At 64.7% G+C, this 25,479-nt stretch carries 26 protein-coding genes and 1 tRNA gene; 16 read left to right on the top strand and 11 right to left on the bottom strand.

What is annotated here, in order from left to right:
* Positions 1-105 precede the first annotated feature (105 nt).
* The 5 genes from KVX96_RS07590 (at position 106) to KVX96_RS07570 (ending at position 5,071) form a co-directional block, all read left to right on the top strand.
* Positions 106-567 (top strand): (2Fe-2S)-binding protein, encoded by a 462-nt coding sequence (locus KVX96_RS07590; protein WP_261193748.1) that lies wholly within the window; start codon positions 106-108, stop codon positions 565-567.
* 3 nt (positions 568-570) lie between these two features.
* Positions 571-2,814, top strand: a complete 2,244-nt coding sequence (locus KVX96_RS07585; protein ID WP_261193747.1) for a xanthine dehydrogenase family protein molybdopterin-binding subunit — start codon at positions 571-573, stop codon at positions 2,812-2,814.
* Positions 2,815-2,824: 10 nt separating this feature from the next.
* Complete coding sequence (locus KVX96_RS07580; protein WP_261193746.1) at positions 2,825-3,460, top strand: hypothetical protein; 636 nt, start codon at positions 2,825-2,827, stop codon at positions 3,458-3,460.
* Between the two features lie 69 nt (positions 3,461-3,529).
* Positions 3,530-3,781 carry a hypothetical protein gene (locus tag KVX96_RS07575; RefSeq protein WP_261193745.1) on the top strand — a complete coding sequence of 84 codons (252 nt, stop codon included), beginning with the start codon at positions 3,530-3,532 and terminating at the stop codon, positions 3,779-3,781.
* Positions 3,782-3,847: 66 nt separating this feature from the next.
* Entirely contained in the window at positions 3,848-5,071 is a 1,224-nt protein-coding gene (locus tag KVX96_RS07570; RefSeq protein WP_261193744.1) for a hypothetical protein, read from the top strand.
* Between the two features lie 135 nt (positions 5,072-5,206).
* Here the strand turns inward: KVX96_RS07570 and KVX96_RS07565 are convergent.
* A tRNA-Thr gene (locus tag KVX96_RS07565) sits at positions 5,207-5,282 on the bottom strand.
* Between the two features lie 57 nt (positions 5,283-5,339).
* Positions 5,340-6,998, bottom strand: coding sequence for an ABC transporter permease (locus tag KVX96_RS07560; protein WP_261193743.1), 1,659 nt, complete (start codon positions 6,996-6,998; stop codon positions 5,340-5,342).
* A 78-nt stretch (positions 6,999-7,076) separates the two neighbouring features.
* On the opposite strand from KVX96_RS07560, the gene KVX96_RS07555 reads away from it, so the two are divergent.
* A complete protein-coding gene (locus KVX96_RS07555; protein ID WP_261193741.1) occupies positions 7,077-7,964 on the top strand; it encodes a hypothetical protein in 888 nt (295 codons plus the stop codon).
* Between the two features lie 5 nt (positions 7,965-7,969).
* Here KVX96_RS07555 and KVX96_RS07550 read toward each other — a convergent pair whose 3' ends face one another.
* Together KVX96_RS07550 and KVX96_RS07545 are read right to left on the bottom strand one after the other, a co-directional pair.
* Positions 7,970-8,467 (bottom strand): AAA family ATPase, encoded by a 498-nt coding sequence (locus tag KVX96_RS07550; protein ID WP_261193740.1) that lies wholly within the window; start codon positions 8,465-8,467, stop codon positions 7,970-7,972.
* Positions 8,468-8,563: 96 nt separating this feature from the next.
* Positions 8,564-8,830, bottom strand: a complete 267-nt coding sequence (locus tag KVX96_RS07545; RefSeq protein WP_261193739.1) for a DUF2312 domain-containing protein — start codon at positions 8,828-8,830, stop codon at positions 8,564-8,566.
* A 150-nt stretch (positions 8,831-8,980) separates the two neighbouring features.
* Here KVX96_RS07545 and KVX96_RS07540 point away from each other — a divergent pair, with 150 nt between their 5' ends.
* Both KVX96_RS07540 and gndA read left to right on the top strand, forming a co-directional pair.
* Positions 8,981-9,196: a hypothetical protein gene (locus KVX96_RS07540; RefSeq protein ID WP_261193738.1), complete on the top strand. Its 216-nt coding sequence runs from the start codon at positions 8,981-8,983 to the stop codon at positions 9,194-9,196.
* Between the two features lie 166 nt (positions 9,197-9,362).
* Entirely contained in the window at positions 9,363-10,790 is a 1,428-nt protein-coding gene (gene gndA, locus KVX96_RS07535) for an NADP-dependent phosphogluconate dehydrogenase (RefSeq protein ID WP_261193737.1), read from the top strand.
* A 126-nt stretch (positions 10,791-10,916) separates the two neighbouring features.
* Here gndA and KVX96_RS07530 read toward each other — a convergent pair whose 3' ends face one another.
* The 3 genes from KVX96_RS07530 to KVX96_RS07520 form a co-directional block, all read right to left on the bottom strand.
* Complete coding sequence (locus KVX96_RS07530; RefSeq protein WP_261193736.1) at positions 10,917-12,821, bottom strand: enoyl-CoA hydratase/isomerase family protein; 1,905 nt, start codon at positions 12,819-12,821, stop codon at positions 10,917-10,919.
* Positions 12,822-13,062: 241 nt separating this feature from the next.
* A complete protein-coding gene (locus KVX96_RS07525) occupies positions 13,063-13,281 on the bottom strand; it encodes a hypothetical protein (protein WP_261193735.1) in 219 nt (72 codons plus the stop codon).
* Between the two features lie 50 nt (positions 13,282-13,331).
* Positions 13,332-13,658 (bottom strand): TraR/DksA family transcriptional regulator, encoded by a 327-nt coding sequence (locus KVX96_RS07520; protein ID WP_261193734.1) that lies wholly within the window; start codon positions 13,656-13,658, stop codon positions 13,332-13,334.
* 140 nt (positions 13,659-13,798) lie between these two features.
* Between KVX96_RS07520 and KVX96_RS07515 the strand changes: the two genes are divergently transcribed.
* Genes KVX96_RS07515 through KVX96_RS07505 form a run of 3 tightly spaced genes read left to right on the top strand, consistent with a single transcriptional unit; the run spans position 13,799 to position 15,093 of the window.
* The gene (locus KVX96_RS07515; RefSeq protein ID WP_261193733.1) at positions 13,799-14,224 is read left to right on the top strand and encodes a YeeE/YedE family protein; all 426 of its coding nucleotides are present in this window, start codon (positions 13,799-13,801) and stop codon (positions 14,222-14,224) included.
* Positions 14,224-14,652 (top strand): YeeE/YedE family protein, encoded by a 429-nt coding sequence (locus KVX96_RS07510; RefSeq protein WP_261193732.1) that lies wholly within the window; start codon positions 14,224-14,226, stop codon positions 14,650-14,652. The genes KVX96_RS07515 and KVX96_RS07510 overlap by 1 nt, the downstream gene beginning before the upstream one ends.
* Positions 14,653-14,664: 12 nt before the next feature.
* Positions 14,665-15,093, top strand: a complete 429-nt coding sequence (locus tag KVX96_RS07505; RefSeq protein WP_261193731.1) for a TIGR01244 family sulfur transferase — start codon at positions 14,665-14,667, stop codon at positions 15,091-15,093.
* Between the two features lie 67 nt (positions 15,094-15,160).
* On the opposite strand, the gene KVX96_RS07500 is transcribed toward KVX96_RS07505, so the two are convergent.
* The 4 genes from KVX96_RS07500 to KVX96_RS07485 form a co-directional block, all read right to left on the bottom strand.
* Positions 15,161-17,875 (bottom strand): ATP-binding protein, encoded by a 2,715-nt coding sequence (locus KVX96_RS07500; protein ID WP_261193729.1) that lies wholly within the window; start codon positions 17,873-17,875, stop codon positions 15,161-15,163.
* Positions 17,876-18,169 (bottom strand): hypothetical protein, encoded by a 294-nt coding sequence (locus KVX96_RS07495; RefSeq protein ID WP_261193727.1) that lies wholly within the window; start codon positions 18,167-18,169, stop codon positions 17,876-17,878.
* 8 nt (positions 18,170-18,177) lie between these two features.
* On the bottom strand, positions 18,178-18,552 hold the full coding sequence (locus tag KVX96_RS07490) for a response regulator transcription factor (protein WP_261193725.1): 375 nt from the start codon (positions 18,550-18,552) through the stop codon (positions 18,178-18,180).
* 68 nt (positions 18,553-18,620) lie between these two features.
* Positions 18,621-19,928, bottom strand: a complete 1,308-nt coding sequence (locus KVX96_RS07485) for a helix-turn-helix domain-containing protein (protein WP_261193723.1) — start codon at positions 19,926-19,928, stop codon at positions 18,621-18,623.
* A 225-nt stretch (positions 19,929-20,153) separates the two neighbouring features.
* Between KVX96_RS07485 and KVX96_RS07480 the strand changes: the two genes are divergently transcribed.
* The 5 genes from KVX96_RS07480 (at position 20,154) to KVX96_RS07460 (ending at position 25,440) form a co-directional block, all read left to right on the top strand.
* The gene (locus tag KVX96_RS07480) at positions 20,154-21,506 is read left to right on the top strand and encodes a substrate-binding protein (RefSeq protein WP_261193721.1); all 1,353 of its coding nucleotides are present in this window, start codon (positions 20,154-20,156) and stop codon (positions 21,504-21,506) included.
* 141 nt (positions 21,507-21,647) lie between these two features.
* A complete protein-coding gene (locus tag KVX96_RS07475; RefSeq protein WP_261195405.1) occupies positions 21,648-22,679 on the top strand; it encodes a branched-chain amino acid ABC transporter permease in 1,032 nt (343 codons plus the stop codon).
* 4 nt (positions 22,680-22,683) lie between these two features.
* Positions 22,684-23,904 (top strand): branched-chain amino acid ABC transporter permease, encoded by a 1,221-nt coding sequence (locus KVX96_RS07470; protein WP_261193720.1) that lies wholly within the window; start codon positions 22,684-22,686, stop codon positions 23,902-23,904.
* Between the two features lie 12 nt (positions 23,905-23,916).
* A complete protein-coding gene (locus KVX96_RS07465) occupies positions 23,917-24,672 on the top strand; it encodes an ABC transporter ATP-binding protein (RefSeq protein ID WP_261193718.1) in 756 nt (251 codons plus the stop codon).
* Between the two features lie 12 nt (positions 24,673-24,684).
* Positions 24,685-25,440, top strand: coding sequence for an ABC transporter ATP-binding protein (locus tag KVX96_RS07460; RefSeq protein ID WP_261193717.1), 756 nt, complete (start codon positions 24,685-24,687; stop codon positions 25,438-25,440).
* Positions 25,441-25,479 lie beyond the last annotated feature (39 nt).

The following is a 25,479-nucleotide window of genomic DNA, read 5'->3' as shown; positions in this document are numbered from 1 at the left end:
GCGCGAAACGTGGCGTCAACTGACCGCGATCCGGCGTTGTTTGCCCATGCCAGCCCGGCACAGCCGTGGCTATAGTGGCGGCAATAGAGCATAGGAGGCAGCGAGATGCGACTGACCGTGAATGGCACCGGGTATGAGGTGGATGTCGAGCCCGACATGCCGCTGCTTTGGGTTTTGCGCGATGAGCTGAACATCACCGGCCCGAAATACGGCTGCGGCATTGCCCAATGCGGGGCCTGCACCGTGCATATCGACGGATTGCCCGTGCGCAGCTGTCAGGCCCAGATCGGCGATCTGGACGGGGCCGAGGTGACAACCATCGAAGGGCTTGGCCAGCCCGGCAGCCTGCATGCCGTGCAAGCGGCGTGGATCGAGGCGCAGGTGGCGCAATGCGGTTACTGCCAGGCCGGCCAGATCATGCAGGCCGCCGCACTTCTGGAGTTCAACCCGGCCCCGACCGATGAGGACATCGACGCCGTCATGTCGGGCAACCTGTGCCGCTGCGGCACCTACCCCCGCATCCGCGCCGCCATCCACGCCGCCGCTCAGAAGCTGCAGGAGGCCTGAGCCATGGCCAGCATCGGAAAAATCGCCCGCCGCAGCTTCTTGATCGGCTCTGCCGCTATCGCCGGGGGCGTTGCCTTCGGCGTCTATGCCGCGCGCAAGCCCTTTGACAATCCAAACCTCGCCACGCTTCCCGACGGCGCGGCCAGCTTCAATCCGTGGGTGATCATCGACGCCGAGAAGATCACGCTGATCGCCCCCCATGCGGACAAGGGGCAAGGGATCTTCTCGGCGCAAGCCGCTCTGATCGCCGAGGAACTGGATGTGGACCTTGCGCAGATCGAGATCAGCTTCGGCCTGCCCGACAAGGCCTATTTCAACACCGCCATCACCGAAGCCGCCGCGGGCTTTCCGCTCTATGATGTCGGCCCAATGGCCGAACGGGTGCGCGGCTTTCTAGGCGGCGTCGTCAAACTGGCGCTGCCGATGATGGCCACGGGCGGCTCCTCGGCCATCCCCGACACCTATGACAAGCTGCGCGAAGCCGGGGCCAGCGCACGCGAAACCCTCAAGCTGGCGGCAAGCCAGCAAAGCGGCGTGCCCGTGGCCGAGCTGACCACGGAGCGCGGGGCCGTCATCCTGCCGGATGGCACGGAACTCGCCTATACCGCGCTGGCCGGTGCAGCGGCACAGATCGCCCCCGTCACCGGCACCCCGCTGCGCGACCCGAAGGAGTGGAGGATCCTCGGAAAGCCCCAGAAGCGGGTTGATATGCTGGCGAAATCCACCGGCACGGTCCGCTACGGCATCGATTTCCGCACGGAAGGCATGCTCCATGCCACTGTCAGGATTAACCCGCGCAAAGGCGGCGCGCTGAACGGCTATGACGCCTCCGCCGCCGAAGCCATGCCCGGCGTTCGCAAGATCCTGCCCATCACCGGCGGTGTCGCCGTGGTGGCCGACAACACGTGGCGGGCGTTTCAGGCCGTTGACGCGATCACGTTCAACTGGGGCGCGGCCCCCTACCCGGCGGAACAAGCAGAGCATTGGGCGCATCTGTCGGGGATCTTCGATGACGATCACCTGAACGCCGAGGCCCGCGTGGAAGGCGATGTGGAGGCCGCCGAGGGCGAGGTGATCACCGGCGAATACCGCGCGCCCTATGTCGCCCATGCACCGCTGGAGCCACTGAATGCCACCATCCTCGTGACCGAGGATCGGGTGGACATCTGGACGGGTCACCAGATCCAGATGTTCGCCGAACAGATCGTGGCCGAGATCACCGGCGTGCCGCAGGAGAACGTGCACCTGCACAACATGTTCATCGGCGGCAGCTTCGGGCACCGGCTGGAGTTCGATTTCATCCGGCAAGCCGCCGAGATCGCCAACCAGATGCGCGGCACACCGGTGCAGATGACCTATTCGCGCGAGGAGGATTTCGCGCAGGATTTCCCCCGCCACATCACGATGGGGCGCGGCATGGCCAAGGTGAAGGACGGCAAGGTCCATGCGCTGGATGTTCAGATCGCCGGGCAATCGGTGATGCGCAGCCAGATGGGCCGCATGGGGCTGAGCCTGCCGGGCCCGGACACCCAACTGCACGAAGGGGCGTGGGATGCGCCGATGTTCAACCTGCCGAACCTGCGCGTGCGCTCCTATCGCACGGAAGCGCTTGCGCCTGTCTCCTCCTGGCGCGCCGTTGGGGCGGGGCCGAATGTGTTCGTCTATGAAACGCTGCTGGACGAGGCGATCCACGCCGCCGGGGCCGATCCGCTGCTGGAGCGCATCCGCCTGATGGGGCATGACGTGTCGGTCAAGGTGCTGGAGGCGGTGGGCGAGATGTGCAACTGGTCCGGTGCTTCGCTCGGCGAAAACCGCGGGCGCGGCGTGGCCTATGGCTTCTCCTTCGGCGTGGCGGTGGCCACCGTCGTCGAGGTCAGCCAGACGGCGGCGGGCCTCAAGCTCGATCATGTCTGGGTGGCGGCAGACGTGGGCAAGGTGATCGATCCGGTGAACCTTGAGAACCTCGCACAGGGCGGCACTATCTTTGGGCTGGGCCATGCGATCAACTGCGAGATCACCTATGCCGACGGTATGGCCGAGCAGACGAATTACCACGCCCATGAGGCGATGCGCCTGTGGCAATGCCCGCCGATCGCCTTCCGGGCGCTGGAAAACAACCCGAAGATTCGGGGCTTTGGCGAACCGCCGATCCCGCCTGCCGCCCCGGCCCTTGGCAATGCGATCTTCGCAGCGACCGGCCAGCGCCTGCGCGAAATGCCGTTCCACAAGCATATCGCCTTCGCCTGAGGAGCCCGAGATGAAGTATCTGCTGCCCGTCACCGCCGCTCTGGCCCTCGCCATCGCCGCCCCGCTCACCCGGGCCGAGGGCGAGGCCCCGGCCACGATCAACGCCCCGGCGGAAGGGTCTGTCTCGCAGGCAGACGGCCTGAGCTCCTTTGCGCGGGTTTACGAGGTCGTCAGCCACCCGCGCTGCGCCAACTGCCACGCCGGGCCCGAGAACATCCCCATGTGGTATGGCGGCAGCGAAGGGCCGGCGCGCCCCCATGGCATGAACATCAACGCCGGGGAAAGCCGCATCGGCGCCGAAACCCTGCTCTGCTCCACCTGCCACATGACACGCGAGGATCTGGACAGCGCGCCCCACGCCCCACCCCACGCCGGGCTGGACTGGCAACTGGCCCCGGTGGAGTTCGCGTGGTTCGGCAAGAGCCCCGCCGAGATCTGTGCCCAGATCTCTGATCCCGAACGCAACGGCGGGCGCGACTGGCTGGGGCTCGCGGAGCATCTTGTCGAGGACGCCGGGCACCACGGGTTCGTGCTCTGGGGCTGGAACCCGGGCGGCGGGCGCGAACCGGCCCCTTATTCTTTGCAGGCGCATGTGGATGACGTGCTGCACTGGGGCGCGGCGGGTATGCCCTGCCCGCAGGAGTGAGGCGCACCCCATAGCCACAGGCATCGCCGCCGGGCGTCTCGTGTTCAACGGTGTCCGGCGCGCCACCGAATGGCTGATGGACGCAGGAACCGGCGAAAGCGCCGTGCCCTGGATCGCTTTGCTCTGGTGACAGCCGGTGGCACACTCGCCTCTTTGCGCCGGGGCCATCTCACCCTGCGCGGCTGGGTTATCCGGGCCTTTATCCTCATCGACGCCGCCATCGCTTTGGCGATGATCGTTGCCCTGCTTTCGGCCTTAACCCAACGGCACAAGGGGGTGGTGGCGATGTCATCCTCAAAAATGCCGATATCGCGAACGTAAAAATACCTCCTATAGTGAAAGCCTTGAAGCAGACGATTTGATTCAATCCGTTCGAAAGGAAGGCCGTTGAAAGCATTTTCTTTTCTATTGCGAATGCTGCTGTGTCTTGCGTGCGCTTCGGCCGCCTCCGCCCAAAGCGCCGAGCACCCGAATTACCCTGTTACCATCATCGACCGCGACGAGGGAATTATTGCCATCGTCGATGAGATCGACATCAGGACCCCTTTGGCATTTGAACGAACACTCGCCGAGGTGCCGAACGTTTCGTCTTTGATACTGAGCAGCCCCGGTGGGCTTGTTCACAGCGCCCTTTCAATCGCAAGCAGGGTGCATGGCCTTCAACTGACCACGGTTGTTTTCGAAGGGCACGAATGCATGTCCGCCTGCGCTTTGATTTTCCTCGCTGGCTCAGAACGTCAGGCATTAGGCGACTTAGGGGTCCACCAGATAAGCAACGCACTGGACGGAGAAGAAAGCCTCGTGAGCGGGCAGTTCGCCCTAGCCGACGTCATTGAAGCACTCAACGGCTACAACGTTCCCCCGGAAGTCGTCGGCCTGATGCTGCGGACACCGCCAGACGACATGTATGTTTTCTCGGAAACGGAGAAGCAACGGTTCGGGTTGCTGACGGGCCATCAAACGGCAACTCCGAAGCCATCATCCCACGAAGCACATCTTGACTTGTCCGACCCGGACACGTGGCGCGGCAAGATGATAATTGGCAGTCTGATTTCAAACGGTGACAGGTGGTATGCGCGCTTGAATAGCGATGGAACCACGACATTCCAGTTCACCAGCGGGAAGCGATCTTATGGCAGCTATTACATTGCAGACGGCCAAATCTGCTTCTTGCTTGACGAGAACCCGGTTGCCTCTTGTCGTCGCCCCGTCAGAGCCGCAGACGGCGTCCGCTGGTACGATGAGGCGGGAGTCTATCGGTCCATCATTTTGAGCGTCGAAAACAAAGGGTTTGAACCTGTCGCAGCGACTTCACACTCCGCTTTTGAGATTAGCGAACACATCCCTCCCGGCGAATGCGCATTGGTCGTTGCCTCCAGATCAACTGAAGCGGCAGCAGCCGATTACGTGCGGGAGAACATCACTGACCTGCGCTACCTGAAGGCGTTCAGAGCGAAGAATGGCTGGATTGCAATTACGATTGGAACGCTCAAGCCGCACGAGGTGGACCCTGTGATGTCTGAGTGGAAAGCAGTCGGTCGGATACCGTCAGACAGCTACTGCTCGACGGGGGCCAACTATCTCACTGTCGTGGAACTGGATTTGCGCTGAACCCTATCGCCTCAGCCAACCCGCTGAATCACAAACCGGGTCGGGAAGCAGAAGCTTGAAGGGGGACCGAACGGGGGGCCAAAGACAACCCGGACCTAAATAGTACTTATAAATAAAGCTTTTATTAAGAATTTCTGGTGCCCCCACACGGACTCGAACCGCGGACCTACTGATTACAAATCAGTTGCTCTACCAGCTGAGCTATAGGGGCACTGACGCGCGATTTACGCGTTGATGGCCGGGCGCGCAAGGCCCTTTTTCGGCCCTCTCAACGGCTCGCGCGAGCCAGCAGGAGCACAGCGGCAAGGCCGACACCGATCACGAGGATGGCGGCGGGGGAGGCGTCGCCGAGGTTTTCGAGCGAAGCCTGCTCATACACGCGGGTGGCCAGCGTGTTGTAGTTGAAGGGCCGCAGCAGGAGCGTGGCGGGCAGTTCCTTCACGCAATCCACGAAGACCAGCAGCAGCGCGGCCCCCACCGAGCTGCGCATCAGCGGCGCATAAACGTCGCGCAGCGCCCCCCCGGCGCTGCGGCCCAGCGAGCGCGCGGCCAGCGGCAGGTTCGGGGCGACGCGGCCCATGGCGCCGTCCATCGCGCCCTGGGCAATGGCGAAAAAGCGCACGAAATAGGCGAAGATCAGCGCGAAGGAGGTGCCGGTGAGCATCAGCCCCGGATCATGGCCGGTGAGCGCAAGGATGCCGTCGGCAAGGCGGTTGTCGAGCGCGGCCAGCGGGATCAGGATGCCGACCCCAAGCACCGCGCCAGGCGCGGCGTAGCCGATGGTTGTCACGGGCAGCAGCAGGCGCGGCAGCCGCGCGCCGCTCAGGCGCACGCCATAGACCATGAAGAGCGCCGCGATCACCGTGAAACCAGCGGCCACACCGCCCACGAAAAGCGTGTTCAGGAAGGCATCGATCAGCCCCGGATCGGCCCAGCGCTCGGCATTGGCCAGCGCGTGATCGAGGATCACCGCCACCGGGAAGACGAAGCCGAAGAGGAAGGGCAGCGCGCAGAGGCCAAGCGCCAGCCAGCCGCGCCAGCCGGTGAGCGTGACGGGCGCCACCGGGCGCTGGCCCCGGCTTGTGGTGTAATAGCGGCTGCGGCGGCGGCCGATCTTTTCCAGCGTCACCAGCAGCATCACCAGCAGAAGCACCACGCCCGCCAGCTGCGCCGCACCACCGGCGTTGTTGCTTTCCAGCCAAACCGAGAAGATCCCCGTGGTCAGCGTCTGCACCGCGAAGTAATCCATCGTGCCGAAATCGGCGACGGTCTCCATCATGGCGATGGCCGCACCCACGGCGATGGCGGGGCGCGCCATCGGCAGGCCCAGCCGCCAGAAGCGCTGCCACGGCCCCGCGCCCAGCGCCCGGGCGACCTCATAGGCGCTGCCGGATTGCTCGCGGAAGGCCGCGCGGGCCAGCAGGTAGACATAGGGAAACAGCGCCGCCGACAGAACGAGGATGGCGAAACCGGTGGAGCGCACCTCGGGGAACCAGTAATCGCGGGAGGTCTGCCAGCCGAAGATCCGGCGCAGGCCGGTTTGCAGAGGCCCGGCGTATTCGAGGAAATCCACCAGCGCATAGGCCCCCACATAGGCCGGGATCGCCAGCGGCAGCAGCAGCAGCCACTGCAGGTAGCGCGCGGCCGGGAAGCGGTACATCGTCAGCATCCACGCGCAGCCCGCCCCCACGAAGGCCGTGATCACGCCCACGGAGGCCGCCATCACGAAGGTCGTTTTCAGGTAGCGCGGCAGGGTGGTGGCCATGAGGTGCGGCCAGATGTTCTCGGACGGGTTGAAAGCGATCCAGACCACCGCGAGGATCGGCGCGAGCACCAGCGCCGCCACCAACACAGCCCCCACGGACCACGGGCTGATGCACCTTTTGCGGGCACCTGTGGCGGTTTCGGGGGCGGTCGTCTCTGTCATGTCTGCGGCCTAGCGGAAAGCAGTTTAAGTGTCCAGATTTCCGCGTATATACTAAGGCCACTCAAGAAGAAGAAGCGGATGATCACGCCCATGCAGGTAGCGATACACCTCGGAGCCCATTCCACCGACGGCGACCGCCTGATCAAGGGCATGCTCAAGAACCGGGACATCCTGTCGGAACAGGGCATCGTGGCCCCTGCCCCCACCCGCTACCGCACGATGATCCGCGAAACGATGCAGGCGCTCAACAATGCGCGCCCCAATGATGACGCCCAGCAGGCGCTGTTTGACGATCTGGTGGAGGACGAAGGCGCTACGCGGCTGCTGCTGTCGAACGAGCATTTCATCTGCGTTCAGCAGAAGGTGCTGGAGCACGGCACGCTCTACGCCCGCGCCGGGGACAAGATCGCCGGTCTCACGAACCTGTTTCATGGCCACGAGGTGGAGTTTTTCCTCGCCATCGCCAACCCGGCCACCTTCCTGCCCACCATCGCAGCTCGGGTGAAGAACAAGAGCTTTGCCGAATGGTACGGCATGACGGATGCCAGCGCGCTTCTGTGGTCGGACGTGATCACCCGCATCCGCGCCGCCAATCCTTCGGCCCCGCTCACCGTCTGGTGCAACGAGGATACGCCGCTGATCTGGCCGCAGGTGATGCGCGAATTTGCCGGGGTGGATCACGGCACCGAGTTCGTGGGCCGCTACGAGGTGCTGGCACAGATCATGAAGAAAGAGGGCATGCGCCGCTTCAAGGAATATCTTGAGACGCACCCTCCCGTGACGGAAGTCCACCTGCGCCGGATCATGGCCGCTTTCCTTGACAAATACGCCATCGAGGACGCCATCGAGGTGGAGCTGGATCTGCCCGGTTGGACGGAAGAGGACGTGGACCGCCTCTCCGACATCTACGAGGAAGATGTGGACCTGATCGCCCGCATGCCCGGGGTGACCTTCCTCGCGCCCTGAGGGCCTCAGGGCATCGCCGTATGCGCCACCAGCAAGAAGCCCTCGTCCGCCGCAGGCGGCCTGTAGTGTTTGGTGAAGCGGTGGAACTGCTCTTCCGTGGCAGCGAAAGGGTGATCGCCTTGCGCGTTGCGGGCCTTGAGCCTTTGCAGGCAGAGCGCGTCCGGGGCTTCGATCACATGCATCTCATGGACAACGCCCGCGGTCTCCACGATGCCGCGCATCCAGGCGCGTTGCGCCGGTGTGTTGGCCGGGAAATCCAGCACCACCGAAAGCCCTTCGCGCAGCAGCGAAACCACATGCGGACCCATCACGCCCTGCAGTTTTTCGGCACAGGTCAGGTAGTCCGCCGGGCTCTGCATCTGCGCGCCGAAGAGCGCCGCGAGCCAGTCATCCTCCGAGATCAGCACCGTGGCCGGGGCCGCGGCCAGTTGCGCCGCCAGCGTGGATTTGCCGGACGCGATCTTGCCACAGAGCATGTGAAGAACGGCGGGGGGCTGCGGCATAGGGCACCTCTTGGGCTGAAAGAACTTGTCTGAAAAACCTGTCTTGTGGGGCAAACCCGGCCGCGAAATTCCGGCCGGGCCATTGGCTGTGCGGCCTCAGCTCATGCCGAGCGCTTCCTTGTACATCTCCAGCACCGCTTCTTCCTCGGCGATGTCATGGGCTTCGCGTTTGCGCAGCGCGATGATCTTGCGCATCACCTTGGTGTCATAGCCCCGGCCCTTGGCCTCGGCCATCACCTCTTTCTGCTGATCGGCGATGTCTTTCTTTTCCGCTTCGAGGCGCTCGTAGCGCTCGATGAACTGGCGCAGCTCGTCGGCTGTCACGCGGTAGGTTGCATCCACCTGGCTTTCTTCGATGTCCATGGCCTGCTCTCTGTCTCTGGTTGGAAGTCTGGATCTCGTGGCGTGGGGCCCTTGCTAGCTTGGCCCGCGCCGCCCTGCAAGGGGTTGCCTGCCCTGCCCCCTTGGGCTAGGCGCTGGGGCAACGGCAAATCCCCTGTGGAAGGAAATGGCATGGCGTTTATGGTCTGGATCGGAGCGGCGTTCTCGGTGCTGGGGCTCGTGGGGCTGATCTATTGCATCTACGTGGCCGCCAAGGCCAAGCGCGAGGGGCTGCAGGGCGAGGACATGCAGCTGCGCCTGAAAGGGCTCGTGGCGCTGAACATGGGTGCGCTGTTTCTCTCGGTGATCGGGCTGATGCTGGTGGCGCTCGGCGTTTTCTTCGCCTGACAGCTGCGCAGGCTTGGCGTGCAAGATTGGCACGCAGGCTTGCTGCACTGCCGCGTAAGCCATGGGTTTCAAATCCCTTCCCACATCCTTAATGATACCGCAAACATTCCCGTTCCTGCGCCCGTGACACGCGGCGCAGGCGGCTGCTGCACGAGGACAAACCCATATGAGCACTTCCGAGATCGGCCTGATCGGCCTTGGCACCATGGGCGCGATGCTGGCGATGAACATCGCCGAGAAAGGCTTCGCCATTTCCGTTTTCAACCGCACCGCGGCCAAGACGGATGAGTTCATGGAGACCGCCGCCAAAGAGCCCGGCGATCTGGCCAGCCGCCTAACGCCGACGAAAACGCTGGAAGCTCTGGTGGCCTCCATCGCCAAGCCGCGCGCGATCATCCTGATGGTGCCCGCCGGGGCCGCCGTGGACGAGCAGATTGCCGCCCTGCGCCCGTTGCTGGATGCTGATGACCTGATCATCGACGCCGGCAACGCCAATTTCCACGACACCAACCGCCGCGCCGCTGAAGCCGAGGCCGCTGGCGTGCCCTACCTCGGGATCGGCGTCTCTGGTGGCGAGGAAGGCGCGCGGCACGGGCCCTCGATCATGGGTGGCGGGCCGAAGGCCTGCTGGGATCGCGTGAGCCACATCCTTGAGGCCATCTCGGCCAAATACGACGGCCAGCCCTGCGCCACATGGATGGGCGACGGCGGTGCGGGCCATTTCGTGAAAACCGTGCACAACGGCATCGAATACGCCGACATGCAGCTTATCGCGGAAGGCTACGGCGTGATGCGCGACGGGCTGGGCATGGCGGCTGCGGACTGCGGCGCAGTGTTTGAGCGCTGGAACGAGGGCACGCTGCAGAGCTACCTCGTTGAGATCTCCGGCAAGGTGAGCCAGGCCATGGATCCGGCCACCGGCAAACCGGTGCTCGACATCATCCTCGATCGCGCGGGCCAGAAGGGCACCGGGCGCTGGACGGTGATCGAAAGCCAGCAGGTCGGCGCGCCGGTGCCGGTGATCGAGGCCGCCGTGGCGGCGCGCAACATGTCGGCTGCCGTGGACACGCGCAAGGCGGGGCAGGATCTGTTCGGCGCCGCGCCGCAGGCGCTGGCGGAGGGCACGCTCAACATCGAGGATCTGGAAGCGGCGCTGATCGCGGGCAAGATCATGTGCTACGCGCAGGGCTTCGCGCTTCTGGACACCGCAGGTGCGACCTATGGCTGGCGTCTGCCGATGCCTGCCATCGCGGAAGTTTGGCGTGAGGGTTGCATCATCCGCTCCTCCATGCTGAATGACATGGCCTCGGCTTTGAGCGAAGATCCCGCGCGCAACCTGATGTTTGCGCCCTACTTCGCTGATTTCATGAAGAAAACCCATGGCTCCCTGCGCAAGGTCGTGGGCGTGGCCGTGGCCCATGGCATTCCTGTGCCGGCAATGAGCGCCGCGCTTGGCTATTTCGACACGATGCGCACCGCGCGCGGCACCGCCAATATGGTGCAGGCCCAGCGCGATTTCTTCGGCGCGCACAGCTTTGAGCGGCTCGACGCAGAGGGGGCGCACCACGGGCCGTGGGGCAGCCACGCGGGCTAAGCCACAGCGGTTTTTGGGAACGTTTGATCATAGAGCAAGCGTTCGCCCAGGTGGGCGCGAGTAACGCGCCCGCCGTGGGGCGGGCGGACGCGTCGCCACCGCTTGCGCGGCGGCAGTAAACTATTCTCACTCCCCCCGCTCTGCCCGCGCGAGCGCCTCGCCGTTGCGGATGCAACGCTCCAGCAAAGGTGCTACCTGCCAGACCGGCGCATCGCTCACTTCGGCGCGTTTCAACAGGTGTTTGCGCACCGTCAGCAATCCGGTGAGATCGGCCTGAAACATCGGCCCGCCTTTCCAGCGCGGGAAGGCGAAGGCGTGTAGCGCGGCGGCGTCCACATGGGCGGCGCTCTCCACGACGCCCGCCTCCACAAGCCGCGCGCCGGCATTGGCCAGTGCAGCGAGCACCAGTGCCACGATCTCCGCCTCCGGCAAAGCTTCGCCTGCGCCTCGCGGCGCCTGCGCCAGCAGCAAAGCATAGCCCGCAGGCGTCAGCCCCCAGCCGCGCAGGGCGGCCACCACGGCTTCGGGCTCGCAGCCCTTCGCGATCAGATCGCCCGTCGCATCCGTCAGGGCCCGGTGCAACGCCGCCACCAGCTCCTGCGCGCGGCCATCCACGAACACCGGCAACCGCGCCAGCCGCGCCACGAGGCCTACAACCGCCTGCAGCCGCTCCGGCGCACAGCCCGCGCCCGGCGTGATCTCCACCATCTGGCCGGTTTCCAGCGGCTGTGCGAACCCGAGCGCACAGAGCGGCGTGCCCTCCGGCAGCGCCGCCGCAAGGGCCTCAAGCCGCGCCGGTTCGGCCACCGACAGCACCGCGCCCGCACCCAACGCCTTGTGCAAATCCGACACCAGCGCAGCGGCTTCATCCGCCCCGTAGCCTTCCGGCACATAGGCCAGCCCCGCCATGCCCAGATCGCCCACGCCGAGGGACACATTCAGATTGTGCAGGCACAGGCTGCGGGTTTCCGCATCGATCGCCCCGGCCTTCAGCAGGCTCTCCAGCAAAGCGCCCGTCTCTGTCAGCGAGGCCTCCAGCGGCGCCTGTCGCTCTTCGAATAGAACAACCTCCACCCCGGCAATGAGGAAAGCAAAAGCCAATGCTGGCACATCGCGGCCACCGGCGGCCATGACCACGCGGCGGATGCGCGTGGGCGCGGGCTGCGCGCCTTCGCTGGGCTTGAAGGCCTCCGGCAGCAACGTGGCCCGGCGCTCGGCCTGCAACGCATGGCGCAGGGCGCGGGCGGCGTCGGTGTCGGCTGCGTCCTGCAACGCGGTCAACTCGCGCGCGCAGCCCGCCTCAAAGGGCAGCAGTTGCGCGCTTTCCACGCAATCGGCAATGGCGAGGGCCGAAGGGCGGCGCTGCGAATCCGCAGACGCCCGCCCCCGGGCCAGAGCCGCCTGAAACGCGGCCCCATCGGCAAGCCCCTCCCTGCGCGCGCGCGCGGGGCGCGGGGCTATATCGCCCAGCGCCCTGACACCTGCCAGCGCCGCATCGCGGGTGACATCGGGCAGGAGCCCATCAGAAAGGCCCGCGGCCTCCATCTCGGCCGCTCCCATGGCCGCGCCTGTCTGCAGAAGGGAGAGCGCCACCTCCGCGCCCGCGATCCGCGGCAAGCGCTGGGTCACCCCACCGGCGGGCACCAGCCCCAGCCGGGCCGCGGGGAAGTCAAGCTGCGCCTCCTTCGTGACCAGCCGGTAATGACACGCCAGCGCCAGCGCCGCCGTGCCCGCGCGCACCCGGCCCGACAGCCGCGCGATCACCGGTTTGCCGCAGGCCTCCACGCGGTCACAGAGCTGGCCCAAATCGGCCGCCACCTTGGGATCGGTTTCCAGCAGATCGGCCAGCGTGCCGCCGCGCCCCTGCCCCAGTTCGATCAGGATGGCATGAACAGCCGTGTTGCGCTCCGCTGCCTCGATGGCCTGCGCCAAATCGCTGAGCGTCGGCGCGCAGAAGCGGCTCTGCAGCCGCACCGGTGGCGTGAGAATGGCAAGATCGCCCTCATGTTGGGTGACAACACCGCTTGACATGGCCGCTCCCTCAGTTTCGACGCGGCTTAGAAACGAAAGCGATCAGCGGGCTGACGGCCTGTCCTGTGCCGCGATGCCCTTGCCGGAGAAGCCCGGCGCGGGCCTTCCTTGTTGCCGTTTCAAAAAACGGATGCAGTTCTGGCACTGAGTATGTTCGCAGGCGCGCATCAAAGCAAGCGCGCGAACGTCAAGGGGCGGAAGGACCGCCCCTTGGCAGGCCGTAAAGCGGCCCGAGGCCGGCTTAGACCGGCATGTTGTCGAACGGATCCTCGCCCTCTTCCAGATCGCGCTCCAGCGCGTCTTCGAGGCGGGTGATATCGTCAGGCACGGGCATGCCCAGCGCTTTGAGTTCCGAGATCTTCTCGCGCAGCTCCTCCTGAAGGACATGGGAATCCTCCGGGGCTTTCTCGATCTCGTCCAGCAGCATCAGGATGGCCGCCTTGAGGTTTTCAAATGCCATGTCGTGTCTCCCCTCGTGGTCTCGGTCTGGATCGGTGGTCGGGCGTTTGGTCAGGCTGTCTTCGCGGCGCAGGGCGCGCAGAGCGGCGTGGTGGGCAGAAGATCGAGCCTTTGGGCCGCGATCTCCTCGCCGCATTGCACGCAATAGCCGTAGTCTCCCTCATCAAGGCGCTTCAGGGCAATCTCCAATTGCCGCAACTCGGCCTGACCGCTGCTGCCCATGCCCTCCAGCACCTCATCGCCCTCGCGCTCGGTGGCAAGTTCCTCCCAATCGCGGCTCTGGTGCGAATCCAGCTCGGTTTCGATGGCCTGAAGCCGCTCCGTCAGCTCTGCTTTGCGCTTCAGCAGCTGCGCGCGGCGCTCTTCGGTGTTGATCATCACAGCCTCCTTTTTCTTTAGTCAGAGGCGCTTGCCACCCTTTCTGCCTTGATACAGGTCAACCGATGCTCAGAAAGCTTGACACATATTGCTTTATGCATATGTGTTACCGGAAACATCGGCATCAAAAGGACACTCCCATGCCCATCGACTGGATCTACGGGCTGATCGGCGGCGCGCTGATCGGCGTCGCGGGCGCCCTCTTCCTGCTCCTGAACGGGCGGATCATGGGCGCAAGCGGCATTCTTGGCAGCCTTGCAGACGGCAGCGCCGGGCGGCAGACCGGCGAGAACATCGCCTTCATCGCCGGGCTTATCGCGGTGCCGGGCCTGCTGGCCCTGCTGTTTGGCCCCATCGAAACCAACATCACCAGCAAGCTCTGGGTGCTGATCGCCGCCGGGCTCTTGGTGGGCGTCGGGACGCGGCTGGCCAATGGCTGCACCTCCGGCCATGGCGTCTGCGGCATCTCGCGGCTCAGCCTGCGCGGCATCGTGGCGACGGTTTTCTACATCCTCGCCGGCGGCGTCACCGTCGTTCTGTTCAAACACATTCTGGGGGTGATCTGATGCGCAAGCTTGTCTCCTTCGCCGCCGGAGCCGTCTTTGGCACCGGCCTGCTGATCTCGGGCATGGTGGACACCGCCAAGGTGCAGGGCTGGCTCGACGTTTTCGGCAACTGGGATCCCACGCTCGCCTTCGTCATGGGCGGTGCAATCATCCCGATGGCCTTGGCCTGGTTCTTCACGCAGGGGCGCAAACCGGCCTTTGGCGAGGCCTTCCCGGCGCCGCCAGAGCCCAAGCTCGGGCGCAACCTCGTGATCGGCTCCACGCTCTTTGGCATGGGCTGGGGGCTTGCCGGGCTCTGCCCCGGTCCGGCCATGGCCTCGCTCAGCTTCAACGGGCTTTCCGGCGTTGTTTTCCTCGTCGCGATGGCGGCCGGAATGTGGGCCACGCCGCCCCTTAAAAGGACACTGGAAGCAAGCGCACAAGCGTGATAGGCGAGTTGCATGGATATTCGTGACATCAGCCCGAGCTACTCGGTCACCCCGCAAATCGAGCCTGCTGATCTGCCCGCCATAAAGGCGGCCGGCTTCACCACGGTCATCTGCAACCGCCCCGACGCCGAGGTGCCTGCCGAACTGCAGGCTGAGGCGCTGCGCATCGCGACGGAAGCCGCCGGGCTGCGCTTCGTGCTGAACCCGCTCAGCCACGGCAACCTGACGATGGAGATCATCGAAACGCAGGGCCGCGCGCTGGCCGAGAGCGACGGCAAGGTGCTGGGCTACTGCGCTTCGGGCAACCGCTGCACGGTCCTGTGGTCTTTTGCCATGGCCGGGAAGCTGCCGACGGATGAGATAATCGCCGCAGGCACGCGGGCCGGGTATCAGACCGAAGGCCTGCGCCCGCAGATCGAGCAGCTGGCCGCCCAAGGCTAAGCCTCGAAATTTACAAACAAACGCCCGTCACCACAGTGGCGGGCGTTTCTCGTTTTTTAACCTCTGACTACTGCGCCGCCGCCGCTTTCGGCCGCGCCAAGGGCAGCGTTACGCGGAAGGCCGCGCCACCCTGCCCCGGCAGGTAGATGATCTCCCCGCCCAGATTGGCCATGATCTCCCGGCAGATCGCCAGCCCAAGCCCCGCGCCACCTGCCGCCGCCTGATCTGACAGGCGCGAGAACTTCTCAAAGATCAGCGTCTGGCTCTTTTCAGGAATGCCCGTGCCATTGTCGGCAAAGACGATATCGACCCGCGGCCCCCGCCGGCGCACATGGATGTGCAACTCGGGCTCCGGCGCGTCGCAGTATTTCTGTGCGTTGGAGATGAGGTTGATGAAGACCTGACTCAGGCGGTCGGTGTCGGTGTAGATCAGCAGATCCTCGGCATGCTCGTCGCGGAAGATCCGCATCGGGCGCTCCTTGCGGGCCGAATGCGTGGCAGCGATGGCGTGATCCAGCAGATCGTTCAGGTTCCCGGCCTGCTCGTTCAGGATCACCTGCCCGTTTTCCAGCACGCTCAGATCCAGCAGATCATCCAGAAGACGGGTCAGACGCACAGCCTCATCGTGGATGATACTGGAGAACTTGTGCACTTCCTCTTCCGGCACGGAGCCGCCGTCGCGCAGGATCTCGGAGAAAGCCCGGATCGAGGTCATCGGCGTTCGCAACTCGTGGCTGATCTGGCTCAGGAAGGCGTCCTTCTGGATCGAAAGCTCGGTGAGCTTTTCGTTGGCCTCCTGCAGCTGGCGCGCGGTGCGGCCCAGTTCGGCCGATTGCGCCTCCAGACGGTTGGAATACTCCATGATCTGCGCCGCCTCGTCGGCCACCGCCATGAGATCCTCCACCGAGACGCTCGCCCCGCCCACGATCTGCGCGATCATCGCGTGCGCTGTGGCCGCGCCTACGGAGCCCGAAAGCTCGCGTTCCAGCATCTCGAGGAAATCCGGCGAGGGATCGGGCAGGTAGCCCCCCTTGCCCTGCCCTTTCGCGGCGCGCTGGAACAGGGCCTGCGCCTGATCGCCGCCAAGGATGCGCTGGGCCATGACGAGCAGATCCTCCGCCTCCGCGAGGCCGCCGCGCCAGCCGCGTGCGGAGCTTCCGTATTCATAGACGTTGACGAATTGCGCGCCCTGCAGCCGCTCCAGCGGGCCGGGGAAGCTGAAGAGCGAACCGAGGCAAAAGGCCAGCGTGTTGAGCACCATGCTCCACATCACCGCATGGACCACCGGATCCAGCCCCTCGATCCCGAAAAGCGCCTGCGGGCGCAGCCATGTGAGGCCCAGCAGGCCTTCCGCCAGCACGGTTTCGCTCAGCAGGAAGCTGCCCCCGAAGGAGGGCAGGAACAGCGTGTAGCTCCAGACGGCAAAGCCCGTGAGCAGCCCCGCCGCCGCGCCGATCCGCGTGGCCCCGCGCCAGAAGATGCCGCCGATCATCGCAGGCAGCACCTGTGCCACCCCGGCAAAGGAGATCAGGCCGATGGCCGCCAGCGCCGCGCCGCCGCCGGAGATGCGGTAATAGGCATAGCCCAGCAGCAGCACCGCTGCGATGGAGCAACGCCGCGCAATCAGCACCACCTGCCGCACATCGCCCGAAACGCTCGCGCCCTTATGCGAGAAGGACAGCCACAGCGGCATGACGATGTGGTTGGAGACCATCGTCGAAAGCGCGATGGCCGCCACGATCACCATGGAAGTGGCCGACGAGAAACCGCCAAGGAAGGAGAGCATCGCCAGCCCGTCCTGATCGGTGGCCAGCGGGATCGTCAGCACGAAGAGGTCGGGGTTCGCGCCTTCGGGCAGCATGCCAAGGCCGACAACGGCGATTGGCACCACGAAGAGCGACATCAGGAAGAGGTAGAGCGGGAAAGCCCAGCTGGCCGTGGCCACGTGGCGCTCGTCGGCATTTTCCACCACCATCACCTGAAACATGCGCGGCAGGCACAGGAAGGCCACCGCCGACAGGAAGGTGAGCGAGACCCAGCGGCTGGCGTCGGGCTGCCAGTCGGCGATGGGGGAGGCGTCGATGCGGGCGAGGATGTCGGAGGGGCCGCTCGCCACGCCCCAGACGACGAAGATCCCGACGCCCACGAGGGCGACGAGCTTCACCACCGCCTCCACGGCGATGGCCGAGACCACCCCGTGGTGGCGTTCGTTGGCATCAAGGTTGCGGGTGCCGAACAGCACGGTGAACAGCGCCAGCCCCGCCGCGATCCAGAGCGCGGTGGCGTTCAGATCCGCCGGCTGCCAGGCCGAGGCCTGCCCGCCCGAGGCCTGCCAATCCCCTGCGAAGACGGCGAAGGAGAGCGTCACCGACTGCAGTTGCAGCGCGATATAGGGCGTGGTGCCGACAACGGCGAGCAATGTCACGATCACGCCCAGCAGGTTGGATTTGCCATAGCGCGAGGAGATCAGGTCGGCGATGGAGGTGATCCGCTGGGTTTTGCCGATGCGCACCAGCTTGCGCACCACCCACCACCAGCCGACCATCACCAGCGTCGGCCCGAGGTAGATCACCAGGAACTCAAGCCCTGAGCGCGCCGCGTAGCCCACGGCGCCGTAGAAGGTCCAGGCGGTGCAATAGATCGACAGCGACAGCGTGTAGACGATGGGCGAGCGCAGCCAGCCGATCTTGCCCGCCTGCGCGCGGCGTTCGGCATAGAAGGCCACCAGAAAAAGCGCCGCCACATAGGCAAGGCAGACCCCGACGAGCAGGTTGAAGGACATCTAGCCGCCCTCCCCGCTGTCGCCATCCTCATCGCCCTTGCGCAGCACGGCGCGCAGGCGGCGGCTCAGGTAGGCGGCGCAGAGGATGAGCACGATCCAGACGGAAAAGAGGTAGATCACCCCGCGCGAGGTGCCGCGCTCCGCCGTCACCGTTTCCGACCAGAACAGAGGCAGCAGCAGGGCAAGGATGCCAAAGAGCGGCAGCAGCCGGGCGGCATCCATGGTGCGACGCTGGCGATAGGTTTCCCGCGCGACGAAAACGGATTTCTGCGGCGGCTCCTTCAGCGTCGGCATGGCCGGGCCTAAGTGCCCGCGCCGACAAGCTGGCGCAGGTTCTCAAGCACTTCGGCGTTGGAGAAAGGCTTCGTCATGAACTGGCTCGCGCCGTAGCGTTCGGCCATTTCCCGATCTTTCGTCTGGCCACGGGCTGTGAGCATCAGGATCGGCAGGGCCTGCGTGGCCTCCTGCGCGCGCAGCTCCTTCAGGATGTCGTAGCCGGACTTGTTGGGCAGCATCACATCGAGGATCAGCACATCGGGCGCGGTGCGCTGCACCACGTCCACGGCGTCCTCGCCATTGGAGTGCGTGTCCACCCGCCAGCCGTCCCGGCTGAGGATGAAGCGGATCGCCTCGATGATGTTGGGCTCGTCCTCGATGACGAGTATGTGTTTGCCCATCTGTCACTCCCCCTGACAAACTGGCGGCTCCGTCCGTCCGGCCACTATTGCCCGTCGCCGCGCGGCTGTCAAAACCCTTCCGCGAGGATCGAGGGCTCACGCCGTGCGGCGCAGCGACGCCGGGCGCAGATCCGGCAGGAGGTGCCCACCGGCAAAGGATCGCCCTCGGGCAGTTTTGCCCGGCTTTCCGGCACCATGAGCATCGTCGCCTCGAACACCTGCGGGCTGTCGAACCCGGCCTGATAGGCGGGCTGGGAGATCGCGTAGACAAGGAACCGGCGCGGGTTGCGCCCCGTGGTGCGGATCGCGGCGCGGATCGGGGCCATCGGGCGCGAGAGCGCCTGATAAAGCGGCCAGAGCGGGCAAGCCGCGCCGAAACGCGGCAGCGGGAAGCCCTCGGGCGGCTTGCGGAACGACAGCGTGCCGGAAGAGTCGCAAACCACGAGCCCCAGCCGCTCTTCGCTTTTGGCGGCGGGCAGCACCGAAAGCCGGCGCATCACCGCGGCCATATCCACGCCGAACCCCTGCGCCAGCGCCGCCGGATCCAGCCCATGCTCGGCCACCGCATCCGCCAGCGCCTCCATCGGCATCCGCCGCGCGTCCTGCATGTAGCGCGACAGGTAATAGCCCGCGACAGTGCGCGCGTGGCTGGAGGTCAGCTCGCTGGCGGCTTCGATCAGATCGGCGGCAGAGGTTTCGCCGCTTTCCAGCTCCGGCACATAGTAGCCCCGGCTCTCCATCCAGCTTTCCAGCTCTTCTTCCGGGGAGGCCAGCGTGGTTTCGGCATCGCCGGAGGAATCCAGATAGCTCACCAGCGCCTGCGAGCTTTCCGCCAGCCGCAGCGAGTCATCAAAGATGTTGCGATGGAAGCGCTCGCGCCATTCGGGCTCGATGTCCTTGGTGTCGTTCAGGATCGTGGCGGTGGAGCGGATCGCCGTCACCGCCGAGAGCACCTCGTGCAGGGAGGTGGAGAGAAAAGGATCATGGGTGAGCCGGTCGGTCAGGGTTTCCACCGTGCGCTCCAGCGTGGCGATGTGGCGCTGCTGCCAGCCGATCAGCCCGGCCCAGCCGGGAAAGCGGCCGGCGAATTCCTCGATCCGGGGCAGTTCGGGGCTGGCGGCTGTCTGGCCCATGGCGGCATCGCGCAAGGCGGCCAGAAGCGCGGCCTCCGCGCCTTCGGTGAGCGCCGAGGCCTCCACGTCCAGTTCGCGCGCCAGATCCACCAGCAGTTTGCCGCCGATTCTGCGCTTGTTGTGCTCGATCAGGTTGAGATAGGAGGGCGAAACCCCCACCTTGCGGGCAAGATCGGCCTGCTTCAGGCCCAAAACCGCCCGCCTTTCGCGAATCCGGTTCCCTGTCAGGGTGGGTTTGGCCATGAAAATCCCTCCGTCATTCCAAGCACTTTCTGCACCTGCGCGTAAATCCGTTTACAAATGCTGCAGCGCCATTGTCAGGTATTTTACAAATTTTTTGTTACTTTCAAAGCAGTTGTTGCGAAATTTTCGACACTCACCCGATAATGAATGTGTCTTGTAAAAGGCCCGTGGTGCCGTGCGGAGGAGGTACGACCACCACTGGAAAACATCATAGGGAGGAACTTGATGTCCAAATCCAACCTCACACGCCGTGGTGTGCTGAAGACCGGTGCAGTCGCCGGGACGAGCCTTGCCGTCCCCACGATCTTCACCGCTCAGTCCGCAGCCGCCTTCACGAACGAACCCACTGGCGGCACCGTAACCCTCGGCTTCAACGTGCCGCAAACCGGCCCTTACGCCGATGAAGGCAACGACGAGCTGCTCGCGCAGCAGCTGGCCGTTGAGCACCTGAACGGCGAAGGCGATGGCGGCTGCCTGAACACCTTCACCTCGAAGGCACTCAAAGGGAATGGCATCCTCGGCAAGAAGGTCCAGTTCGTGACCGGCGACACCCAGACGAAGTCTGACGCCGCACGCGCCTCTGCCAAGTCGATGATCGAAAAAGACGGCGCTGTCATGATCAACGGCGGCTCGTCCTCGGGCGTGGCCGTGGCCGTTCAGGGCCTCTGCCAGGACGCAGGCGTGATTTTCATGGCCGGCCTGACCCATGCCAACGACACCACCGGCAAGGACCGCAAGGCCAACGGCTTCCGCCACTTCTTCAACGCCTATATGTCCGGTGCGGCTCTCGCCCCGGTGCTGGCCAAGGAGATGGGCAACGAGCGCCGCGCCTACCACCTGACCGCCGACTACAACTGGGGCTGGACCCAGGAAGAATCGATCGTGGCCTCCACCGAGGCCCTGGGCTGGGAAACCGTGAACACGGTGAAAACCCCGCTCGCCTCGACCGACTTCTCCTCCTACATCGCCCCGGTGCTGAACTCCGGTGCTGATGTGCTGGTGCTGAACCACTACGGCGGCAACATGGTGAACTCGCTAACCAACGCCATCCAGTTCGGCCTTCTGGACAAGGTCGCCAACGGCAAGGACTTCAAGATCGTCGTTCCGCTCTACTCCGAGCTGATGGCTGCCGGTGCTGGCGAGAACATCAAGGGCGTTCTGGGCTCCATGAACTACAACTGGCAGCTGCAGAACGAAGGCTCCCAGGCCTTCGTGAAGTCCTTCGGTGAGAAATACGGCAAGCCGCCGTCCAACTCCGCCCAGACGTGCTACGCGCAGGTTCTGCTCTATGCAGATGCCGTTGAGCGTGCCGGCACCTTCAACCCCTGTGGTGTGGTGGAAGCGCTCGAAGGCTTCGAGTTCGACGGCCTCGGCAACGGCAAGACGCTGTATCGCGCCGAAGATCACCAGTGCTTCAAGGACGTGCTCGTCGTGCGCGGTGCGCAGAACCCGACGAACGCCTACGACACGCTGGAGATCGTCGAGATCACGCCGGTGGAGCAGGTGACCTATGCACCGAACCACCCGATGTTCGGCGGCGACGACGCCTCGCTCGGCGAATGTAACGCGGGCGCTTAAACCGCCCCACCCCCGGCCGCCTCACGCGGCCGGGGCCTTCACTGGCCCGGCCTGTGCCACCCTGTGCCGCCTTGACGCGCGGCCCACAGATTGACCGGCCCGGCCTGCGCCAGCCACTCACTGAACCTTCAGGTGGATCCGATGGACTCCTTCCTTCTTCAAATTCTCAACGGCCTCGACAAGGGCTCGGCCTATGCGCTGATCGCCCTCGGCCTGACCCTCATCTTCGGCACGCTCGGTGTGGTGAACTTCGCCCACGGGGCGCTTTTCATGATCGGTGCCTTCTGCGCCGTGACGCTCAACAAGCTGCTCGGCCTGTCCTTCGAAACCATCGACGAAACCAAGAAAGATTTCCTCGGCAACCCGTTGAAGGTGGAAACACCCTACGTGGAGGCCTGGTTCGGGCCCGAAATCGGCGGTGCGCTGATCGACTGGTCGGTGCCCCTGGCGATCCTCGTCACCATCCCGGTGATGATCGGCATCGGCTACGTGATGGAGCGCGGGCTGATCAAGCATTTCTACAAGCGCCCCCACGCCGATCAGATCCTCGTGACCTTCGGCCTTGCGATCGTGCTGCAGGAGATCATCAAGTATTTCTTCGGTGCCAACCCGATCCAGACGCCTGAGCCGAGCGCGCTGAAAGGCAGCCTCGACATCGGCACCATGATCGGCTTCGAGGCCAACCGCATCATCTACCCGATCTGGCGTCTGGTGTATTTCTTCTTCTCCATGGTGATCATCGCGGGCATCTTCGGCTTCCTGCAGTTCACCACCTTCGGCATGGTCGTGCGCGCCGGTATGGCGGACCGTGAAACCGTGGGCCTGCTGGGCATCAACATCGACCGCCGCTTTACCATCATGTTCGGCATCGCCGCCGCCGTGGCGGGCCTTGCGGGCGTGATGTACGGTCCGCTGAACCCGCCCAACTACCACATGGGCATGGATTTCCTCGTGCTCTCCTTCGTGGTTGTTGTTGTGGGCGGCATGGGCTCGCTTCCGGGCGCGGTGCTGGCGGGCTTCATGCTCGGCATCCTCGAAAGCTTCGCCTCCACCACCTGGGCCACCACCACGATCCCCGGGATCAACCAGATCATCATCTACCTCGTCGCCATTGTCGTGCTGCTGACCCGTCCGCGTGGTCTGATGGGCCGCAAAGGCGTGATGGAGGAATAAGCCAATGCTTGGACTGAACCGCAAAGACACCACGCTCCTCATCGTCGTTTTCCTGCTGACGATGCTGGCGCCCTTCCTTCTGAACCCCTTCCCGACGAACAGCGCCCTGGCGCAGTTCAACGCGGGCTACCCGGACCTGATGCAGCGCTTCGTGATCTTCGGGATCTTCGCTGTGGGCTTCAACATCCTCTTCGGCCTCACGGGCTACCTCTCCTTCGGCCACGCGGCCTTTCTAGGGGTGGGCAGCTATGCGGCGGTCTGGATGTTCAAGCTCTTCACCTTCAACGTGATCCCGGCCATCGCCGTGGCCGTTGTGGTGGCGGGGTTGTTCTCGGTGCTGATCGGCTACGTCAGCCTGCGCCGCTCCGGGATCTACTTCTCGATCCTGACACTGGCCTTCGCGCAGATGTCCTTCGCACTGGCCTACTCGGTGCTGTCGAACCCGAAGTTCAACCTCACGAACGGTGAAACCGGCTTGCAGGTCTATGCCGATGATCCGCAGATCTTCGCCGGGGCCAGTTCACCCGACCTGCCGCATCTCTTCGGCTTGTCGATGCGCTCCACCTACACGATGGACGCGGGCGCGTGGTCGTTTGATTTCAACGCGGGCTACTACCTCTGCGCCGTGATCATGATCGTCGTGTTCTACCTCTCGGTGCGTCTCTTCCGCTCGCCCTTCGGCATGATGCTGCGCGCGATCAAATCCAACCAGCAGCGCCTGAACTACACCGGGCTGAACTCCCGCCCCTACACGCTTGCGGCCTTCGTGATCTCGGGCATGTATGCCGGGCTCGCCGGTGGCCTGCTTGCCGCGATGGACCCGCTCGCCGGTGCCGAGCGCATGCAGTGGACGGCCTCGGGCGAGGTGGTTCTGATGACGATCCTCGGCGGTGCGGGCACCCTGATCGGCCCCGTGCTCGGCGCAGGCTTCATCAAGTACTTCGAGAACATCTTCTCCAAGATCAATGACAACGTGCTCCACAGCTGGTTCTCTTTCCTGCCTGACGGGATGGAAGACTTCATGGTGACGATCATCCACCCCTTCGTGGGCAAGGGCTGGCACCTGACGCTGGGCCTGCTGTTCATGCTCGTCGTGATCTTCCTGCCAGGTGGCCTTGTGGAAGGCGGCCAGCGCATCGCGCGGATGTTCAAGCGCAAGAAGCCGCAAACGCCCGGCAATGATCCGGAGCACCACCCGAAACCCAGCCCGCATGTGGCCGAATAAGGAGACGCGAGAATGGGTATTCTTGAAGTCAAGAACGTCAACAAGCGCTTCGGCGGCCTGCAGGCGCTGGGGGATGTGAACCTCAGCGTGCAGGAAAACACCGTGCACGCGATCATCGGGCCCAACGGCGCGGGCAAATCCACCCTGCTGAACTGCCTCGTGGGCAAGCTGATCCCCGATACGGGCTCGGTGATGTTCGATGGCCAGTCCGTGCTGGGGCGTAAGCCGCATGAGATCAACCAGATGGGCATCAGCCGCGTGTTCCAGACGCCCGAGATCTTCGGTGATCTCTCGGTGATGGAGAACGTGCTGATCCCCTGCTTCGCCCGCCGCGACGGCGCGTTCCGGATGCATGCCTTCGAAAGCGTGCAGCACGAGAAAAGCCTGAACGAGCAGGCCGAGGAGATCCTGATCGACGTGAACATGATCGAGAAACGCGACATGCACGCGGCCTCGCTTTCCCGCGGCGACAAGCGGCGGCTGGAGATGGCCATGTGCCTCGTGCAACAGCCCCGCCTCCTGCTGCTGGATGAACCCACCGCCGGCATGGCGCGCGCCGACACCAACAACACGATCGACCTTCTGAAGGAGATCAAGGAGAAGCGCGACATCACCATGGCGATCATCGAGCACGATATGCACGTCGTCTTCTCGCTGGCCGAGCGCATCACCGTGCTCGCGCAAGGCACCCCGCTGGTGGAAGACACGCCGGAAAACATCAAGGGCCACCCCAAGGTCCAGGAAGCCTACCTCGGTCAGGCGCACTAAGGAGACGGACAGATGAACGAACGTCCAGATTTCTCGAAGAACGCCAACCACGCCGCCACGGCCCCGGCCTATTTCTCGGTGTGGGACATGCACGCCTACTACGGCGAGAGCTACATCGTGCAGGGCCTGAGCTTCAACGTCCACGAGGGCGAGATCCTCGCCCTGCTGGGCCGCAACGGGGCGGGCAAAACCTCCACCTTGCGCGCCATCGCGCGGCTGGATGATCCGATGATCACCCATGGCGAGGTTTGGCTCGATCACCAGCCCCTGCACAAGATGCGCAGCCATGAGGCCGCCGTGGCGGGCATCGGGCTCGTGCCGGAGGATCGCCGGATCATTCCGGGCCTCACGGTGGAGGAAAACCTGCAGCTGGCCCAGATTGTGGAGCCCGTCGGCTGGTCCCTTGAGCGGATCTACGATCTGTTCCCGCGCCTTGGCGAGCGCCGCAAGCAGGAAGGCGTGACGCTCTCGGGCGGCGAGCAGCAGATGTTGGCCATCGCCCGCGCTTTGGCGCGCGACATCAAGGTGCTCTTGCTGGATGAGCCCTACGAAGGCCTTGCGCCGGTGATCGTGGACGAGATCGAGAAAACCCTGAACATCATCAAGGAACAGGGCATGACGACGATCATCGTGGAGCAGAACGCCGTGCGCGCGCTTGAGCTCGCGGATCGTTCGATCATCCTTGATACCGGCACCATCGTCTTTGATGGCACGGCCAAGGAAGTGCTTGATAACGCGGAACTCCGCGCCGAATATCTGGCCATCTGACGCAAGATCCGCCGCCCTGAAGGGAAGCAGGGCGGCCCT

Source organism: Pseudoruegeria sp. SHC-113 (genome assembly GCF_025376885.1).
Classification (GTDB): Bacteria; Pseudomonadota; Alphaproteobacteria; order Rhodobacterales; family Rhodobacteraceae; genus Pseudoruegeria.
This window is presented reverse-complemented; position numbering and strand designations above follow the sequence as displayed.